Annotated in this window: 15 protein-coding genes; 2 read left to right on the top strand and 13 right to left on the bottom strand. The window is 72.9% G+C overall.

Translation table 11 applies throughout. The features are described from left to right. Positions 1–6: 6 nt before the first annotated feature. Entirely contained in the window at positions 7–1,179 is a 1,173-nt protein-coding gene (locus AC0693_RS29170; RefSeq protein WP_478803303.1) for a lipase family protein, read from the bottom strand. A 166-nt stretch (positions 1,180–1,345) separates the two neighbouring features. Next, positions 1,346–2,416, bottom strand: coding sequence for an AraC family transcriptional regulator (locus tag AC0693_RS29165; RefSeq protein ID WP_478803302.1), 1,071 nt, complete (start codon positions 2,414–2,416; stop codon positions 1,346–1,348). Positions 2,417–2,587: 171 nt separating this feature from the next. Between AC0693_RS29165 and AC0693_RS29160 the strand changes: the two genes are divergently transcribed. After that, positions 2,588–4,384 (top strand): AMP-dependent synthetase/ligase, encoded by a 1,797-nt coding sequence (locus tag AC0693_RS29160; RefSeq protein ID WP_478803301.1) that lies wholly within the window; start codon positions 2,588–2,590, stop codon positions 4,382–4,384. Positions 4,385–4,439: 55 nt separating this feature from the next. Here the strand turns inward: AC0693_RS29160 and AC0693_RS29155 are convergent, their stop codons facing one another. The 8 genes from AC0693_RS29155 to AC0693_RS29120 all read right to left on the bottom strand — a co-directional run bounded on the left by AC0693_RS29155 (position 4,440) and on the right by AC0693_RS29120 (position 13,763). Next, positions 4,440–5,354, bottom strand: coding sequence for a hypothetical protein (locus AC0693_RS29155; RefSeq protein ID WP_478803300.1), 915 nt, complete (start codon positions 5,352–5,354; stop codon positions 4,440–4,442). Between the two features lie 35 nt (positions 5,355–5,389). Beyond that, on the bottom strand, positions 5,390–6,262 hold the full coding sequence (locus AC0693_RS29150) for a hypothetical protein (protein ID WP_478803299.1): 873 nt from the start codon (positions 6,260–6,262) through the stop codon (positions 5,390–5,392). A 38-nt stretch (positions 6,263–6,300) separates the two neighbouring features. Then, positions 6,301–7,188, bottom strand: a complete 888-nt coding sequence (locus tag AC0693_RS29145) for a hypothetical protein (protein WP_478803298.1) — start codon at positions 7,186–7,188, stop codon at positions 6,301–6,303. Between the two features lie 166 nt (positions 7,189–7,354). Then, positions 7,355–7,975 (bottom strand): hypothetical protein, encoded by a 621-nt coding sequence (locus AC0693_RS29140; protein ID WP_478803297.1) that lies wholly within the window; start codon positions 7,973–7,975, stop codon positions 7,355–7,357. A 41-nt stretch (positions 7,976–8,016) separates the two neighbouring features. Beyond that, positions 8,017–8,877, bottom strand: a complete 861-nt coding sequence (locus AC0693_RS29135; RefSeq protein ID WP_478803344.1) for a TIGR03619 family F420-dependent LLM class oxidoreductase — start codon at positions 8,875–8,877, stop codon at positions 8,017–8,019. Between the two features lie 130 nt (positions 8,878–9,007). Continuing rightward, the gene (locus AC0693_RS29130; protein ID WP_478803296.1) at positions 9,008–10,156 is read right to left on the bottom strand and encodes an ADP-ribosylglycohydrolase family protein; all 1,149 of its coding nucleotides are present in this window, start codon (positions 10,154–10,156) and stop codon (positions 9,008–9,010) included. Between the two features lie 159 nt (positions 10,157–10,315). After that, on the bottom strand, positions 10,316–12,928 hold the full coding sequence (locus AC0693_RS29125; protein WP_478803295.1) for a bifunctional FO biosynthesis protein CofGH: 2,613 nt from the start codon (positions 12,926–12,928) through the stop codon (positions 10,316–10,318). 52 nt (positions 12,929–12,980) lie between these two features. Beyond that, positions 12,981–13,763, bottom strand: coding sequence for an SDR family oxidoreductase (locus AC0693_RS29120; RefSeq protein WP_478803294.1), 783 nt, complete (start codon positions 13,761–13,763; stop codon positions 12,981–12,983). A 173-nt stretch (positions 13,764–13,936) separates the two neighbouring features. On the opposite strand from AC0693_RS29120, the gene AC0693_RS29115 reads away from it, so the two are divergent. Beyond that, positions 13,937–14,800, top strand: coding sequence for a hypothetical protein (locus tag AC0693_RS29115; protein ID WP_478803293.1), 864 nt, complete (start codon positions 13,937–13,939; stop codon positions 14,798–14,800). Between the two features lie 207 nt (positions 14,801–15,007). Here AC0693_RS29115 and AC0693_RS29110 read toward each other — a convergent pair whose 3' ends face one another. From AC0693_RS29110 to AC0693_RS29100, 3 genes are all read right to left on the bottom strand, one after another. Further along, on the bottom strand, positions 15,008–15,220 hold the full coding sequence (locus tag AC0693_RS29110) for a DUF397 domain-containing protein (protein WP_330331026.1): 213 nt from the start codon (positions 15,218–15,220) through the stop codon (positions 15,008–15,010). Between the two features lie 202 nt (positions 15,221–15,422). Continuing rightward, complete coding sequence (locus tag AC0693_RS29105) at positions 15,423–16,307, bottom strand: helix-turn-helix domain-containing protein (protein ID WP_356411666.1); 885 nt, start codon at positions 16,305–16,307, stop codon at positions 15,423–15,425. A 309-nt stretch (positions 16,308–16,616) separates the two neighbouring features. Then, positions 16,617–17,366 carry a GOLPH3/VPS74 family protein gene (locus AC0693_RS29100; RefSeq protein WP_356411669.1) on the bottom strand — a complete coding sequence of 250 codons (750 nt, stop codon included), beginning with the start codon at positions 17,364–17,366 and terminating at the stop codon, positions 16,617–16,619. Positions 17,367–17,510 lie beyond the last annotated feature (144 nt).

Here is a 17,510-nt window from a genome sequence, read left to right as displayed (position 1 = left end):
TGCAGGTCAGCAGTTGCCGTGCGCGGGGCGTCCGGCGAAGCGGTCGGCGAGCCAATTGCCCGCCGCGACGGCCTCGGTGATGACCCCGGTGACGTGGCCGCCGACCCGGATCGGGTTCCAGTCGACGTCGGCGCCCTTGGCGCACCAGTCGGCGCGCAGCTGCTTGCCGACCGCGTAGGGGATCAGCTCGTCGCCCACCGCGTGGTACTGGTACACCGGCGCGGCCGGCGCCGTCCGGCCGAGCTTCGACTGGTTCAGCCGGGCCTGCCAGTCGGGCTGGGCCAGCGGGTCCCTCGTCGTCATGTCGGCGATCCGCTTGAAGGAGCCGACGGCCGCGTCGATCGCGACGCAGTGGGTCTTGAGGTGGTCGACGAGGAGCTTGCCCGCCGGGTTGAGGTAGGAGTCCAGCTTCAGCTCGGGGAAGGCCGCGTCCTGGCCCGCCGCGGCCATGAAGACGAGGCCGGAGCCGTAGGAGCCGTCGTTGAACGCGGCGACCTTGAGCAGGTCCGCCGGGACTCCGCCGGTCGCGGTCCCCTTGACCTGGAGTTCGGGGGCGTACGAGCCGTGCAGCTCGGCGGCCCAGCTGGAGGCCTGGCCGCCCTGCGAGTACCCCATGATGCCGACCGGTCCCGCGGCGGAGAGGCCCGCCTCGGGCAGGCGCTGGGCCGCGCGCGCCGCGTCGAGGACGGCGTACCCGGCCGACTGCCCGACGGTGTAGGTGTGCAGGCCGGGGGTGCCGAGGCCCTCGTAGTCGGTGACGACCACGGCCCAGCCGCGCAGGGTGAGCTGCTGGATGAGGTTGGCCTCCAGGCCGGTGCCCTTCGGGAAGTTCTCGCTCGGCGCGCAGGAGTCGTCGAGGCCGACCGTGCCGACGGCGTAGGTGATCAGGGGGCGGGGGCCGGTGCGGCCGTCCTGCGGGACGATCACGGTGCCGGACACGACGTCGGGGGCGCCGGCGGCGGTGGTCGAGCGGTAGTGGATCTTCCAGGCCCGGGTGTTCGTGGGCTGGCCCGGCAGCGGGTGGAAGGAGGAGGGGGCGCTGGCGACGATGTCACCGGGCCGGGCGGCGGCGTCCGCCGGGGCGGCCGGATCGGCCGAGGCGTGCGCGGTGGTGGCGGGGATCCCGGCCGCCAGGGCCAGGGCGGCCACGGCGGCGAGCGCGGTGCTTCGGATACGCATGGGGCGGCTCTCCCAAGGGGTCCGTGTGGGGGTGGTGGTGAGGAGACCGTAGTGACCGACCGGTCGGAAGGTCGCTGACCGGGCAGCTCACCTTTGCTGACCCGACCCCTCACACCCGGCTGACCCGCCGCCGCACACCCGGCTCCCCCGACCCCTCACACCCGGCTCACCCGCCGCCGGACGCGCCGGGGCCGTCATCCGAAAGGGGACACCGCTCCACGGAATCCGCCGCTCCGGAGTGCGCGCGGTAGGCGCCCGGCGTGGTGCCCGTCCAGCGGCGGAACGCCCGGTGGAAGGCAGTGTCCTCGGAGAACCCCAGCCGCGCCGCCAGCTCCGCGATCGGCTCCGCGCTCTCCGCCAGCCCGGCGATGGCCGCGTCCCGCCGCACGTGGTCCTTGAGCTGCTGGAAGGAGGTCCCGTCCGCCCGCAGTCGGCGCCGCAGCGTCGCCGGGGACACCGCGAGGCGCGCCGCGACCTCGCCCAGCTCCGGCAGCCGCGGGGAGACCCGGAGCTGCCGGCTCAGCGCCCGGCGCACCTGCTCGGCGACCGTGGTCCCGTACTCCGGGCGCGACAGCAGGTCGAAGGGCGCGCGGCGCAGCATCGCGTCGAGCGCGGCCTCGTCCCGGACGAGCGGCGCGCCCAGCCAGCGCGCGTCGAAGGCGGCACCGGTCCGCGGCTGCCCGAACCGGACCGGGCAGTCGAAGAGCAGGTCGTACTCCTGGGCGTGCGGCGGCGGGGGATAGGCGAACGCCGTGTGCGCGAGCGGGATCCGGCGGCCGATCAGCCAGCTGCACAGCCGGTGGAAGATGGCGAGCAGGCACTCGGTGAGGAACCGCTCCTCGTCGCGCCCGAAGTCGTTGTGGACGATGAACAGGGCCTGCCCTCCCGCCACTTCGAGGTGCAGTTCCGGGCCGCCGGGGAAGAGCCGATAGAAGGCGGCGCCGCGCTCGACGGCCGCTCCCAGGTCCCGGCAGCCCAGCGCGGCGTGACACATCATGGCGAAGGTGCCGGGACGGCTCGGGGCCGCGGCGAGGCCGAGGAACTCGTCCTGGGTGCTGCGGTACAGGGCGCGGAAGAGCCGGGCGAACTGCGCGGGGGTGACGCGCGCCCGGTCGTCGCCGAGCAGCAGCGGCGGTATCTGCGCCTCCTGCAACAGCGGCACGACGTCCGTGCCCGCGGCGCGCGCACCCGCGAGCACGGCGCGCACGTGGTGCACGGTGACCGTCCGCCTCCCCATGACCGCGACGGTAGCCGCACATGAGCGCTGCGGTCAGCGGGGGTGACGCTTCCGGTCATGCCGCGGGGGGCGAACGGCTGCCTAGCGTCGTCCGTACGCACCCCGCACATCCACCCCACGCCCGCACACCCACCCGTCCCGTTCGCGCGGGCAGCCCTGGAGGCGATACCGATGGACGCTGTGCGACCGGACACGCTGGCGGTGTTCACCCGCTGGACCGCCCGGCGGTACGGGCCGCGGACCGCCCTGCGCTATCGGCGGGAGGGCGCCTGGCGGACCCGGACGTACGCCGAACTCGACGCCGCGGCCACCGAGGCCGGTCGGGCGCTGCTGGCCCTCGGGGTGGCGCCGGGGGAGCGGGTCGCCGTACTCGCCGAGACGCGGCCGGAGTGGACCTGCACCCACTTCGGGGTGCTGGCGGCGGGTGCGGTCATCGTGCCGGTGTACCCGACGGCGGGTGCGGAGGAGCTGGCCTGGGTGCTCGCGGACTCGGGCGCGGTGGTCGCCGTCTGCGACGACGAGAAGCAGGCGGCGCGGGTGACGGCGCTGCGTGGCGGGCTGCCGGAGCTGCGCGCGGTGGTGCTGATGGAACCGGTGGGGGCGGCGGACGGGGCGCGGAGCGGCACGCCGTTCCTGTCGTCGTTCGCGGCGGTCGACGACGGGGACGGGGAAGGTGACGAGGCCGGGGCGGACGCACTCGGGTGCCGGGCGGCGGCGGTCCGGCCGCAGGACGACGCGTCCCTCGTCTACACCTCCGGCACCACCGGCCTGCCGAAGGGCTGCCGCCTCACCCACGGCAACCTCGGCGCCATCCAGGACGCCACCCTCCCGCTGGTCAACGGCGGGCCGGGCGACTCGACGTACCTCTACCTGCCGCTGGCCCACCTGCTGGCCCAGCTGATCCAGTTCACCACCCTGCTGGAGGGCGGGGAACTGTGCTACTTCGGCGGCCGGATCGAGGACGTCATCGCCGAACTCGCCGAGGCGCGCCCGACCCATCTGCCGTCCGTGCCGCGCCTGTTCGAGAAGCTGCACTCGGTCGTCCTCTCCCTCGCCGAAGGCCGGGAAGGCGGCCGGGAGCGCTTCGAGGAGGCGGTCCGGCTCGGCCTCCTGGCGGCGGACGGCGCGCTGCCGGACGCCGAGCGGGACGCGTACGAGGCGGCGGAGAAGTCCCTCCATTCACTGGTGCGGGAGGCGTTCGGCGGGCGGCTGCGCTGGGCGCTGACGGGCGGCGCGCCCATCGCGCCCGCGACCCTGGACTTCCTGCGGGGCTGCGGGATCGCGGTCTTCGAGGGGTACGGAATGACCGAGTCGGCCGGGGTCATCAGCCTCAACCACCCGGGGGCGGTCCGCCACGGGACGGTCGGGCGGCCCGTCGCGGGCTGCGAGGTGCGGATCGCGGACGACGGCGAGGTGCTGGCCCGGGGCCCGATGGTCTTCCCGGGCTACCACGCGAACCCGCGGGCCACGGCGGAGGCCGTCGACCCCGGAGGGTGGCTGCACACGGGGGACCTGGGCGCCCTGGACGAGGACGGGTTCCTGCGGATCACCGGCCGGAAGAAGGAACTGATCATCACCTCGTCGGGCAAGAACATCACCCCGACGGAGGTGGAGTTCGCCGTCCAGCGCTCCCGCTTCGTCTCCCGGGCGGTGATGATCGGCGACCACCGCCCCCACCCGGTCGCCCTGATCACCCTGGACACCGAGGAGATCACCGCCTGGGCCGCCCGGGAGGGGCACGACCTGGCCGGCGCACCGTCCGCGCATCCGGCGGTGCGCGCGCTGGTGGAGGCGGCGGTGGCCGAGGCCAACGCCACCGTCTCCCGACCGGCCCGCATCCGCGCCTTCCACATCCTGGACGCGGAATTCACCGTGGAGTCGGGCGCCCTGACCCCGACCCTGAAACTCCGCCGCGCGGCGGTGGCGAAACGCTACGCGGCGGAGATCGACGCCTTGTACGGGTCGTGAGGGGGCGGGTCGGGTGCCCGAGGCGGGCGCGGGGCCCGTAACCGGTCCGGAAGGATCAGATCTTGTTCCAGGTGCCGGACTGCCAGAGGGCGCCGCCCTTGCCGGGGCCGCCGTCCGCCGTGTAGACGACGAAGTTGCCGTCGTCCTGGAGGAGGGCGTAGGCGCCGGGGTTGTTGGTGGTGCCGGCGCTCCAGACGACCTTCTTCCCGCCCATCCAGTCGCGCATGAACAGGTCACCGTCGGTGCCCATGCGCAGTTCCAGCACCTGGAAGCCCGTGCCGTACGTGCCGGTGTTCCAGATGGCCTTGCCGTCGCTCTTGCGGTACATCACGAGGTTGTTGTCGGGCTGGATGACCAGCCAGACGGACGCGGACTGGGCCCAGTCGCCCGTGAACCAGTAGCGGTACTCGTGCTGCGCGTCCTCGGCGCACACCTTCGTGGTGTTCTCCGACCGCAGGGTCGTCCAGTGCAGCCCCCACTTGTCGTCCTTGCGGCCGATGACCTTGAAGTTGCCGTCCGCCTCCAGCTTCGCCACGGGCGTGTTCTCCGCGTGGTCGCCGTAGGTGGCGGTGTGCCAGATGCCGCCGCCGGTCTCGGCGCTGCCGCCCTGCTTGTAGATGACGAAGTTGCCGTCCTGCTGCATGGTGGCGTAGGCGCCGGGGTTGTTGTAGGTGGCGCTGTTCCACAGCGGGAGCCTGTAGCCGCCCGGATTGCCGAGCGCGTACAGCACCAGGTTCCCGTCGCCCTGCATGACCAGCTCGGTCGACCCGGTCGGGCTGGTCATCTTCTCGCCCGGTGCGAGCCGCTGGCCGGCGTTCAGGAGGGTCTCGCGGCGGTCGTAGGGCTCGTCGCACTCGGCCATCCCGGGCAGGGGCCCGGGCGCGGCGTGCGCCGTGGCCGGGACCAGCGAGGCCAGGGCGGTGGCGGCGAGTGCGGATATGAACGTGGTGCGGACGAAGCGGTGGCGCATGGTTTTTCCCCCGTGGTGCATAAGGTGCTGCTCGGTCAGATCTTGTTGTACGTGCCGGTGTTCCACAGGCCCCCGCCCTTGCCGGGGCCGCCGTTCTGCTTGTAGACGACGAAGTTGCCGTCGTCCTGGAGGAGCGCGTAGGCGCCGTCGTTGCCGCCGGTTCCGGTGTGCCAGCGGACCGTTCCGTTGCGGTCCCCCTCGCGCAGGACCAGGTCGCCGTGGTCCCCGATCTCCAGGTTCAGGGCGCTCCGGCTGCCGTAGGTGCCACTGCCCCAGATGGCCTTGCCGTCGCTCTTGCGGTACATGACGAGGTTGTCGTCCCGCTGGAGCACCAGCCACACGGACGCGGACTGGGCCCAGAAGCCGCGGCCCCAGGCCATGTCGGAGGAGCACACCCTGACGTGCTGCTCGGGGGTGTTGGACCAGAACGAGTTCTGGGCGTGGCCGGACACCACGAGCTGGCCGTCGTCCCGCATGGAGGCGGCCGGGTAGCTGTTGGCCCGGTCGCCGTAGGTGGCGGTGTGCCAGATGCCGCCGCCGGTCTGTGCGCCGCCGCCCTGCTTGTAGATGACGAAGTTGCCGTCTTCCTGCATGGTGGCGTAGGCGCCGGGGTTGCCGTAGGTGCCGCTTTGCCACAGCGGAAGCTTGTAGCCGCCCGGAGTGCCGAGCGCGTAGATGACGAGGTTCCCGTCGCTCTGCATGACCAGTTCCGTCTTGCCGGGCGTCGGGACGAGGCTCGCGCCCGATGCGAGGCGCTCGCCGGGGCGCAGGTCGGAACTGCGGCCGGTCGCACCGGTCCGGCACTGGCCGGGGTCTTCGGTGGCCGACGCCGTCGCCGGGACCAGGACGGTCGTGGCGCAGGCGGCGAGCAGGGCGCTCAGGGCTCCGCGGAGCAGGTGGTGGCGCATGGTCGGGCTTCCCCCGTGGTGCATAAGGTGCTGTTCGGTCAGATCTTGTTGTACGTGCCGGTGTTCCACAGGCCCCCGCCCTTGCCGGGGCCGCCGTCCTTCTTGTAGACGACGAAGTTGCCGTCGTCCTGGAGGAGGGCGTAGGCGCCGTCGTTTCCGGCCGTACCGGTGCGCCAGCGCACCGCGGTGCGGTTCTCCTCGACGAGCGTCAGGTCGCCGCGGTCCTTGGGGGCCATCTGCAGGTTCAGCCGGTAGGCGCCCCCGTAGGTGCCGCTGTTCCAGATGGCCTTGCCGTCGCTCTTGCGGTACATGACGAGGTTGTTGTCCCGCTGGAGCACCAGCCACACGGACGCGGACTGGGCCCAGTTCCCGGACCACCACGCCTCGGCGGCCGTCGCGTACTCCGAGCAGAGCCACGCCTCGCGCTCCGCGCTCCCGGTCGACCAGTACGGGCCCGGGTTGCGGCCCTCGACGACGAACGCGCCCCCGAGCAGGGAGGCCCGTACGGTACCGGTCCCGCTGCCGTAGGTGGCGGTGTGCCAGATGCCGCCGCCGGTCTGTGCGCTGCCACCCTGCTTGTAGATGACGAAGTTGCCGTCTTCCTGCATGGTGGCGTAGGCGCCGGGGTTGCCGTAGGTCCCGCTGTTCCACAGGGGGAGCTTGTAGCCGCCCGGCGTGCCGAGTGCGTACAGCACCAGGTTCCCGTCGCCCTGCATGACCAGCTCGGCCGCGCTGACCAGGTCCGCCAGGCGGGCGCCGGACTCCAGGCGCTGGCCGGGGCGGATCTCCGCGAGCGTGCCGCCCTTGGGGCCGTGGCACTCGGCCGGTGCGGCGGCGGCCGGCGAGGCGGCCGCCGGGATGAGGACGCTCGCGGCGGAGGCGGCGAGCAGGGATACGAGCGCTCTGCGGAACGCGCGGGTGCGCATGGTTGATTTCCCCCCAGGAAATGCGTGCCGGTCGACCGGCCGATCATACGAGGTGCCTTGGGCATCCCTTTGGGGTCCCTTGGGCATCTCTTTCTACACCGGGGGGTGCGGGTCCGTTCAACGGATTACCCGGGCGTTCCGTCCCGCGCGCGCCGGGTCGCGGATGTCAGGTCGCGTTGAACGACCAGAAGACGCCCACTTCGCCGACCTCGGGCGGGGCGGTCACGATCAGGCCGACTTCCTCGGCGTAGTCGGTGAGAGGGGTCCCGCCGCCTTCGAGCCGGGCCCGGAGGAAGTCCGGGGCGGTGGTCGTGCGGGCGAGCGGGGAGGTGGTCCAGTACGACGCCGCCCCGGCCGGGCCGAAGCGCCGCAGCAGTGTGCGGGCGTCCTCCCGTACGGCCTCCCGCTCCGCGGGCGCGCGGCCGTACAGCGGGGCCGGCTCGAAGGTCCACTCCTGGGTGAGGGAGGCGAGCAGGTCGACGGCGGCGGCGTGCTCCAGCGGGTGCAGCGCCGCGCGCAGGCCGTCGGGGGTGAGGCCGGCGCGGAAGGGGAATGAGGGTCCGGCCGCGGCTCGTTCCTCGCCGTCCCGGTCCCAGTCGAGACCGGCCCAGCCCCGGGGGTCGGCGTTCTCGCGGCGCAGCACGGCGAGGACGTCCGCGGCCCAGTCCGGGTGCCGGCGCGCCCCCGCCGCGGCGAACACGTACGGGTCGTCCAGGAGCCGCAGCAGGGCGCTCTGCCACTCCTGCGCGTCGCCGTCGGCCGGGGCCGTGCTTGCGGGTGCGTTCACGAGGTCGGGTCCAAGGAGGTGAGGGCCGGGAGGCGGGTCGTTCAGAGGTACGGGGCGTACTCGTCCAGGGTCCGCAGGACCTCGGTCGCGTCCGCCGAGGGCAGTTGCAGGACGACCTCCTCGATGCCCAGCTCGGCGTAGTGGGCGAGTTTGCCGGGGGTCGGCCGGACGGCGTACGGGACCACCTGGAGCGATTTCGGATCGCGTCCCGCCGCCTCCCACACCCCGCGCAGCGCGGGCAGCGACTCGGTGAGGCCGCCGCCGCCGATGGGCATCCAGCCGTCGGCGTGGTCGGCGATCGCGGCGAAGAGCTTGGGTCCGGCGGCGCCGCCGATCAGGGTGCGCGGACCGTACAGCGCTGCGCCCGGGGTGAGTTCGCGGGGCGGCTGCACCGGCTTGGGGAAGGCCGAGCTGGCCCGGACGCTGCCGAAGGGGCCGGTGTACGCGGTCGGTTCGGGCGCCCACAGCGCGCGCATCAGCGCCATCCGGTCCCGCACCAGCTCCCGCCGGACCCGCCACTCCACGCCGTGGTCGGCGGCCTCCTCGACGTTCCAGCCGTAGCCGAGGCCGAGGGTGAACCGGCCGCCGGAGAGGTGGTCGAGGGTGGCGACCTGCTTGGCCAGCCCGATCGGGTCGTGCTGCGCGACCAGGGTGATGCCGGTGCCCAGCCCCAGCCGCTCGGTGACGGCGCCGGCCTGCCCGAGCGCCACGAACGGGTCGAGGGTGCGCCCGTACTCCTCGGGCAGGGCGCCGCCCATCGGGGCCGGGGTGTCGCGGCTGACCGGGATGTGGGTGTGCTCGGGCAGGTAGAGGCCGGAGAAACCCCGCTCTTCGAGCGCGCGGGCGAGCGGCACGGGCGCGATGGTCCGGTCGGTCAGGAAGACGGTGGCGGAGATCCGCAGGGTCGGCGTGCTCGGCATGGGTACTGACACCTCCGTGACGTGGGTGGGGTCACGCTACGGGCTCCCGCGCACGGTGGGCAGGGTGAACCGGCGGCCAAGTGGGCCGTACCGCGCGGCCGTTACCGGCGGCTCAGCCCCGCGGGTAGCGGGCCAGCCAGCCCGGGGAGGAGAGCGCCGGGCCGTGGAGGGCGGGGCCCTGGGTCATCTCCAGGGCGAAGTCGTCGCAGAGCTCCAGCAGCGTGGCGCGTCCCTCCAGGTCGGCCAGCCAGGCCGCCGGGAGGGCGGTCTCGCCGTGCAGGGCGCCCAGCAGCGCTCCGCAGAGGGCGCCGCTGGAGGCGGAGTCGCCGCCGTGGTTGACCGCGAGGCGCAGCCCGTGGCGCACGTCCTCGGCGACCATCGCGCAGTACACCGCCACCGCGAGGGCGTCCTCGGCGCTGCGGCCGTCGCCCGCGGGGAGCGATTCGATGATCCGGGGAGAGGGGACGCCCTGGGTGACGGCGGCCGTGGCCCGCTGGAGGGCGTCGGTGACGGGCTGCCCGCCGGCCCGGGAGCCGAGCAGGCCCAGGGCCCGCTGGACGGCCGCGTCGAGGCCCTCGCCGCGGGTCAGGCCGTGGACGATGACCGCGAAGGCGCCCGCCGACAGGTAGGCGGCGGGGTGGCCGTGGCTCTGGGCGGCGCACTCGACGGCCAGCTGGAGCACCAGGGCGGGCTCCCAGCCGACCAGCAGGCCGAAGGGGGCCGAGCGGACGGTGGCGCCGGAGTCCCGGGCGGCCGGGTTCTTGGGGTGCTCCAGCGTGCCGAGGATCGCGTCGCCGAAGCCGGTCAGGCAGGCACGGGCGGGGTCGCGGCGGGCGTAGAGCCACTCCTCCTGGGCGAGCCAGCCGTTGTCCGCGCGCCGCTCGTCCGGGCCCCAGTCGTGCTGGGTGGCCGCCCAGCGCCGGTAGGCGTGGTGGACGTCGGTGGGCGGGTGCCAGGCGCCGGTGTCCCGGCGCACGTGGGCCCGTATCAGGCCGTCCACGGTGAAGAGGGTGAGCTGGGTGGCGGCGGTGACGGCGCCGCGCCGGCCGTGGGCGGGGACGCATTCGGTCAGGCCCTGCGCGCCGTGGGCCTCGCGGATCCCGTCCAGCGAGAGCTCGGCGACCGGCGCGCCGAGGGCGTCCCCGAGGGCGGACCCGAGCAGGACGCCGCGCACCCGGCCGCGGAAGTCCTGCTGTTCGACCCGGCCCCACAGGCCGGTGGCCAGGCTTCCCGTCGTCACGCTTTCCGCCGCCAAGTCCATGAACGCATCCCCCCGCTGGGCTCTGGCGCGCACTGTAGTGGACCGCCCTGTTCGAATCCGGAGGCAGGCCTGCGCGCGGCCCGTTAGTGGGCGGAGAAAGGCCGGAATGAGGGTACTTCCGGCCACCCCGCCGCCGCCCGCACGCTGTCGCGTCCCGGCCTACTCCAGGACGGGCAGCAGCGCGGGCAGGTGCCCGTCCGAGGCGCGGGCCGCCCGCTGCCGCTCCTCGGGGACCTCCCCGTACAGCGTCGTACGGGCCCGCGCCGGACGCCCGGCGGCCTCCGCGATCGCGACCAGGTCCCGGACCGACTTGTACGAGCCGTAACCGGAGCCCGCCATCCGGGAGATGGTCTCCTCCATCAGCGTCCCGCCCAGGTCGTTGGCGCCCGAGCGCAGCATCTCGGCCGCGCCCTCGGCGCCGAGCTTGACCCAGCTGGTCTGGATGTTGGTGATGTGCGGGTGCAGCAGCAGCCGGGCCATCGCCATCACGGCGCGGTTGTCGCGGGCCGTCGGTCCGGGCCGGGCGATGCCCGCCAGGTAGACCGGCGCGTTGGTGTGGATGAAGGGCAGCGTCACGAACTCCGTGAACCCGCCGGTCCGCTGCTGGATCCGGGCCAGGGTGCGGAAGTGGCCGAGCCAGTGCCGCGGCTGGTCCACGTGCCCGTACATCATCGTGGACGAGGAGCGGATGCCCAGCTCGTGCGCGGTGGTGACGACGTCGATCCAGTCGGCGGTGGGCAGCTTGCCCTTGGTGAGCACCCAGCGGACCTCGTCGTCCAGGATCTCCGCCGCGGTCCCCGGGATGGAGTCCAGCCCGGCCTCCTTGGCCGCCGTCAGCCAGTCGCGGACCGACATCCCGGTGCGGGCGGCGCCGTTGACGACCTCCATGGGGGAGAAGGCGTGCACGTGCATGCCGGGCACCCGCTCCTTCACCGCGCGCGCGATGTCGAAGTACGCCGTCCCCGGCAGGTCCGGGTGGATGCCGCCCTGCATGCACACCTCGACCGCGCCCACGTCCCAGGCCTGGGCGGCGCGGTCGGCGACCTGGTCCAGGGAGAGGGTGTAGGCGTCGGCGTCGGTGCGGCGCTGGGCGAAGGCGCAGAAGCGGCAGCCGGTGTAGCAGACGTTGGTGAAGTTGATGTTCCGCGTGACGATGTACGTCACGTCGTCGCCGACCACGGACTTGCGCAGGTCGTCGGCGATCCGGCAGAGCGCGTCCAGCGCCGGTCCGTCGGCGTGCAGCAGCGCGAGGGCCTGGTCGTCGGTGAGCTTCGTCGGGTCGTCGGCCGCCCGGGCCAGGGCCGCGCGGACCTCGGCGTCGATGCGTTCGGGGTCCGAGGAGGCCGCGCCGGCGTCCGGCACCATGCCGGGCGCCGCCGCCTCGCGCAGCGCGTCCCAGTCGCCGTAGACGTGGTCGAAGTCCTCGCGCCGGTCACCGGTGCGGCCCTCGGTGTCGATGGTGCTGTGCAGATCGGTGCGCCCGGTGGCGGTGAACCCCTCGTCGGGCTCCTGCCACGGCCGTCCCTCGACCCGCGCGTGCTCATCGGCGAGCCCGGTCGCCGGGTCGGCCAGCGCGCGGACGTGCGGGAGCAGCCGGGGATCGAGCCAGGGCTCGCCGCGCTCCAGGAACTCCGGGTAGATGGTGAGGCGTTCGCGCAGCTCGAAGCCGGCGGCGGCGGTCCGCTCGGCCAGCTCCTCGATGTGCGGCCAGGGGCGCTCGGGGTTCACGTGGTCGGGGGTGAGCGGGGAGACGCCGCCCCAGTCGTCGATGCCCGCGCCGATGAGCAGGGCGTACTCGGCGTCCACCAGGTTCGGCGGGGCCTGGATCCGGGCGGACGGGCCCAGGATGTGCCGGGCGACGGCGATGGCGGCGGCCAGCTCCTCCAGCTCCGCGTCGGGCATCGCGCGCATCGCGGTGTCCGGCTTGGCGCGGAAGTTCTGGACGATCACCTCCTGGATGCCGTGGTAGGCGCGCTGGATCCGGCGCAGCTCGAAGAAGGCGTCCGCGCGCTCCTCGTAGGACTCGCCGATCCCGATCAGCACGCCGGTCGTGAAGGGGACGTTCGAGCGGCCCGCGTCCTCCAGGACGCGCAGCCGCACGGCCGGCTCCTTGTCGGGCGAACCGTGGTGCGGGCCGCCCGGCTCGGACCACAGCCGGGTCGCGGTGGTCTCCAGCATCATGCCCATGGAGGGGGCGACGGGCTTCAGACGCTGCAGGTCGGACCAGGTCAGCACGCCCGGGTTGAGGTGCGGGAGCAGGCCCGTCTCCTCCAGGACCCGGATCGCCATGGCGCGGACGTAGGCGAGGGTGTCGTCGTAGCCGTGCGCGTGGAGCCACTCGCGGGCCTCGGGCCAGCGGTCCTCCGGCCGGTCGCCGAGCGTGAAGAGGGCTTCCTTGCATCCCATCGCCGCGCCCTGGCGGGCGATGCCGAGGACCTCGTCGGGGGAGAGGTACATGCCGTGGCCCGCGCGGCGCAGCTTGCCGGGGACGGTGACGAAGGTGCAGTAGTGGCACGTGTCGCGGCAGAGGCGGGTGAGGGGGATGAAGACCTTGCGGGAGTACGTGATCACCCCCGGGCGGCCCGCGGCGGCGAGCCCGGCGTCCCTGACCCGGGCGGCGGACGCCGTGAGGTCCTCCAGGGCCGCGCCCCGCGCCTGGAGCAGTACGGCCGCCTCGGCCGCGTCGAGCGCGACGCCGTCGCGCGCCCGCTTCAGCGCGCGGCGCATGGAGTTGTCGGTCGGGCCGGCCGGAGCGTTGCTCGGAGTGCTCATGGTGCGAGCATACGATCCGAGGATCCGGCGGCGAGGAGTGTCGCGCCGCCCGTCATCGCATCAGCTCACCGGCGTTGACCAGCAGGGACTGGCCGGTTATCGCCCGGGCCCGGTCGGAGGCGAGGAACGCCGCGGCGTCCGCGACGTCCCCGTCGGTGGCCAGTTCGGGCAGCGCCATCCGCTGGGTGAGCCGGGCCAGTACCTCCGCCTCCGGAACGTTCTCGGAGTGCGCGCTGAAGGTGACGAAGGCCTGCACGGGCGGCCCCCACATCCACCCGGGCAGCACGGTGTTGACCCGGATCCGGTGCGGGCCCAGTTCGCGCGCCATGGAGTACATGGCCGAGGTCAGCGCGCCCTTGGACGCGGCGTAGGCGGCCTGCTGGACCTCGGAGGGGGCGGCGACGGCGGACTGCGTGCCGATGATGACGACGGACCCGCCGCGTTCCTTGAGGGCGGGCAGGCAGGCCCGGGTCATCCGCAGGGTGCCCAGGAGGTTGACGTCGAGGACCTGCTGCCAGGTGCCGAAGTCGGCGTCCTGGAGCCCGCCGAAGTAGGAGTCCCAGGCGGCGACGTGCACGACCGCGTCGATCCCGCCGAAGCGGTCCCGGGCGAGGGCGGCGAGGGCGGCGCACGCGGCCTCGTCGGTGATGTCGGTGGGGAGGTGGGCGGTGTGGGCGCCGTCGGGGTCGATCTCGACGGCGGTCTTGGCGAGGTTGGCCTCGGTGCGGGCGCCGAGGACGGCGTTGCCGCCGTCGCGGACGACGGTGGCGGCGACCTGGTGGCCGAGCCCGGCGCCGACGCCGGAGACGATGACGGTCTTGCCTTGCAGCAGCATGCGGGGCTCCTGGCGGGGCGGGGGCGCGGGATGCGTGACCTGACGGTGCGTCAGGGTACGGCGCCGTCCCCGGGGTGTGAACCCCCGTGCCGGCGCCTTCCCGGGCGCACGCGGGCCCGGATCGGCCGGTCCCGACCCTCCCCATCTGACGTCGCATCAGCTAGACCGTTCCCATGACACGAGAAGACCAGCACGCGCCGTCCGCGGACACCCGCCCCGACGACTACGCCGCACTCGCGTCCGTCGGCCCGTACGGCGTCCACCCGGGACACGCCCTGATCACCATGGTCGAGCCGCACCCGGGCCACGAGTTCGCCTACAACCGCTGGTACGAGGACGACCACTACTACGCGGGGGCCATGGCCATGCCGTGGATGTTCGCCGGGCGGCGCTGGGTCGCCACCCGCGAACTCCAGGAGCTGCGCTACCCCGAGAAGTCCGCCGTCGCCCAGCCGGTCACCACCGGGTGCTACCTCTCGACGTACTGGGTGACCGAGGGCCGCTACGACGAGCACATGAAGTGGACCGTCGGCATCAACAAGCGGCTCAACCGCGACGGCCGCGTCTACCAGGACCGCACGCACGTCTTCACCGCCTTCCAGGACCACGAGGCGACCGTCTACCGCGACGGCGCCGCCGGCCCCCGGGACTACCACGCGATGGACCACCCGTACGGGGGACTCGTCCTCCAGGTGATCGACGCGGAGGGCTCCGGGCAGCGGGCCCGGCTGCTGGAGTGGCTGCGCACGCGGCACCTGCCCCAGCGCCTCCAGGGCTCGCCGGCCGCGATGGTGACGGTCTTCCGGCCGACCCCGCTGCCGGGCGACCGGATGACGTACGTCAAGCAGGTCGAGGGGGTCGGCACCCGGCTGACGCTGCTGTGGTTCCTGGAGGCCGACCCGCGCAGCTGCTGGGACGGCTTCCGGGGGCTGGATGCGGAGGTCGCGGCGGCCGGCCTCGGGGGGCGGGTGGAGCTGGTGGCGCCGTTCATCCCGACGGTGCCGGGCACGGACCGGTACGTCGATCAGCTGCGCTAGCGCGACCGGTGCGTGGGCCAGTGGCGCCGGCGCCCGCCCGGACATGGCCGAGCCCCCTCGGCCGGGACGGCGGGCCAGTCGAGAGGGCTCCAGTCAGTACTGCGGGTGGTGCCGTGTGCATCTGCTGAGCTTGTCCTGCTTGTTCTGCCTGTGGTGCGCGTTCTGCCTGTGCTGCGGGCAGGCCGGTCGGGGAGTTCGCCGTGATGCTCAGACGAGCTGTCCCAGCCGGCCTTCGTTGACCTCGGTGACGAACGAGGTCCAGGACCCCGGAGCGAAGGCGATGGACGGACCGTCCTGCACCTTCGAGTCGCGGACCGCGATGGCCTCGGTGACGGGGGACTTGACTTCGACGCACGCACCGTTGCCGCCGGAGTACGAGGACTTCGTCCAGTTTTCCGTGGCGCCCAGTCGAATGGCCATGTTTTTCTCCGGTTCAGCGAGTCGTTCCGAATTGGCGCCAACCCATTCCCTGGTTGACGTGATCGACGCTACCGGCACCGCCCGAGAGGTGAAGGGGTCGTTCACCCGTCCGGATGGCATATTCAGGCCAGGCCTTCCATGGCCGGGCGGTGACGGTGTACGGTACCGGCGCTCATCGCCACCTGCCCGGTTTGGTGCGCTTTTACCGGCGCTTGCCTGCATGGTCGCTGATGATGTCGGAGATGAACTCCCGCGTCTGCTCGACATTGAGCGCCTGGGCGCGCAGGTGCTCGTACATCACGCTGTACTTCTGAACGTCATTGCCCTTCTCCAGGTACAGATCGCTCGTGACGCCCTCGATGTACACGACCGTCGAGTCGGAGGCGTCCGGGAATTCCAGAATGGCGTACTGGCCGTTCACGCCGGGGTGTGCGCCCATCGCGAAGGGCATCACCTGGACGGTGACGTACGGCTGTTCCGACTGCTCTATCAAGTACTCCAGCTGCCGGACCATCAATTGGCCGTCGCCGACCCGTCGGCGCAGGGCGGCCTCGTCGATGACCGCCCACAGGCGCAGCGGACCGACGTCGGCGTTGCTGTTGTCGGTCTCCGAAAGCCGCTTCTGGCGGTGCATCCGCACCTGGACGCGCTTCTCGATGTCGACGGGCGCGGTCTCCGGCAGCGCGCCGCGGATCAGTGCCTGGGCGTACTCGGGCGTCTGGAGCAGCCCCGGGACGACCTGGGGCTCGTACGTCCGCAGGCTGGCCGCGTCCGTCTCCAGGCCGATGTAGACGCTGTACGGGATGTCGCCGAAGGCGTGCCACCAGCCCTGCTGGCGCGAATCCTTGGCCATCTGCATCAGGGAGTCGACGAGCCGGCGGTCCTCGACCTCGTAGACGTCGCACAGGTCGCGGACGTCGCGCTGGCTGATGGAGCGACGGCCGTTCTCCAGCCGGCTGATCTTGGACTGGGATACGAGCAGGCGTTCGGCGACCTGCTCGGCCGTCATGCCCTTGTCCTCACGGAGCTTGCGCAGCTCCATGCCCAATCGGCGCCGTCGGACGGTGGGGTTGACATTGGACGCCACGGTTACGGCACCTCCGCTTGCTTGCTGTTTGCTTACTGTCTCTCTGCGTGTCTGATGTTGAGCAGACTGCCATCGAAGGGCGCGACCCCGCTGGGGAACGGGCCGGAACGGTTCCGCGGAGGCCGGGGAAACCCGTTCGGGAAACGCAGACGCGCGGGGTGGCGGGGCCGGCGGACCGGCCTCGCCACCCCGCGCGCTGGCGGTGCCCGCACCGGGTCCTTGGGGGATTCCCGGCTGCGGCCATGGCGTTCGTCGTGCGGTGGGGTGTGTCGGTGGAGCGGTCGATCTGCGGATCGGTGGTGCGGTGGGTCAGTGTGCGACGGCGCGTGCCATCGCACCCGTGCGGCGCGGCTGCAGCGGAACGCCGGTGGCCGTCGCACGGGCGGGCGGCGGCGCGGGTGCCGGTGCCGGAGCACGGTCACGGCGCGGCTGTGCGGCCACACCGTTCTGGACGTCCATCACGGCGTGTGCCACGAGGCCGCCCATGGGGTCGTGCCGAATCAGGTCCCGCAAGCGGGATCTGGACGAACGCCCCTCGTTGCCGGGGTACAGGTGCTTGCCGAGTCCGACCGCGTGGGCCAGGGCGGCGAGCGCCGCGGTCCGCGGGTCCGGCGGTACGCCGGTGCGGATCGCACTGTCCAGCCGGGCACGGATCTCCCGGCTGATTGCCGTGTCGGTCGCCTGGTAGCGAGTCGTCGGCAGCATTCCGCACATCTGTCCCGCGACGGCATGGACCATGCCGCAGCGCTCCAGGTGAGCGAGGTACACCTGGCGGAGCCCCAGTCGGGGTCCGCCGATCCAGTGGACCGCCCGAACCGGGCTGCCGCGACGGCGCAGCAGTTCCAGTGCGGAGTCCAGGGTCGGATCTCCTGTCGGCCGTGGCATCACCACGGCGATACGATCCCCGTCTGGGGCTATCCGTCCTGCCAGAGCCAGCTCCACTAGCTGTGCCCCGGCCAGGCCGAGGTCGAGCGACTGCGGCTGCGCCGTGGTTCCCGTGGTCGGGTCCAAAGCGAGCAGCAGAAGCTCCTCCGGAATTGTTCTGCGGCTCCTGCCCATCCATGCCTCCCCGCGTGGATGAGTGACAGGGTGACCCCTCTCACATTCATCTGTCGAGAGCGCCTGGCCGGTTTGTGTGGGAACCGGCAAGTATGTCGTTCTCGTCTCGCACGGGGGCGATGCCCCCTAGACGGGACACTGTTA

The sequence above is a fragment of the Streptomyces sp. NPDC043876 genome, assembly GCF_056435825.1.
This window is presented reverse-complemented; position numbering and strand designations above follow the sequence as displayed.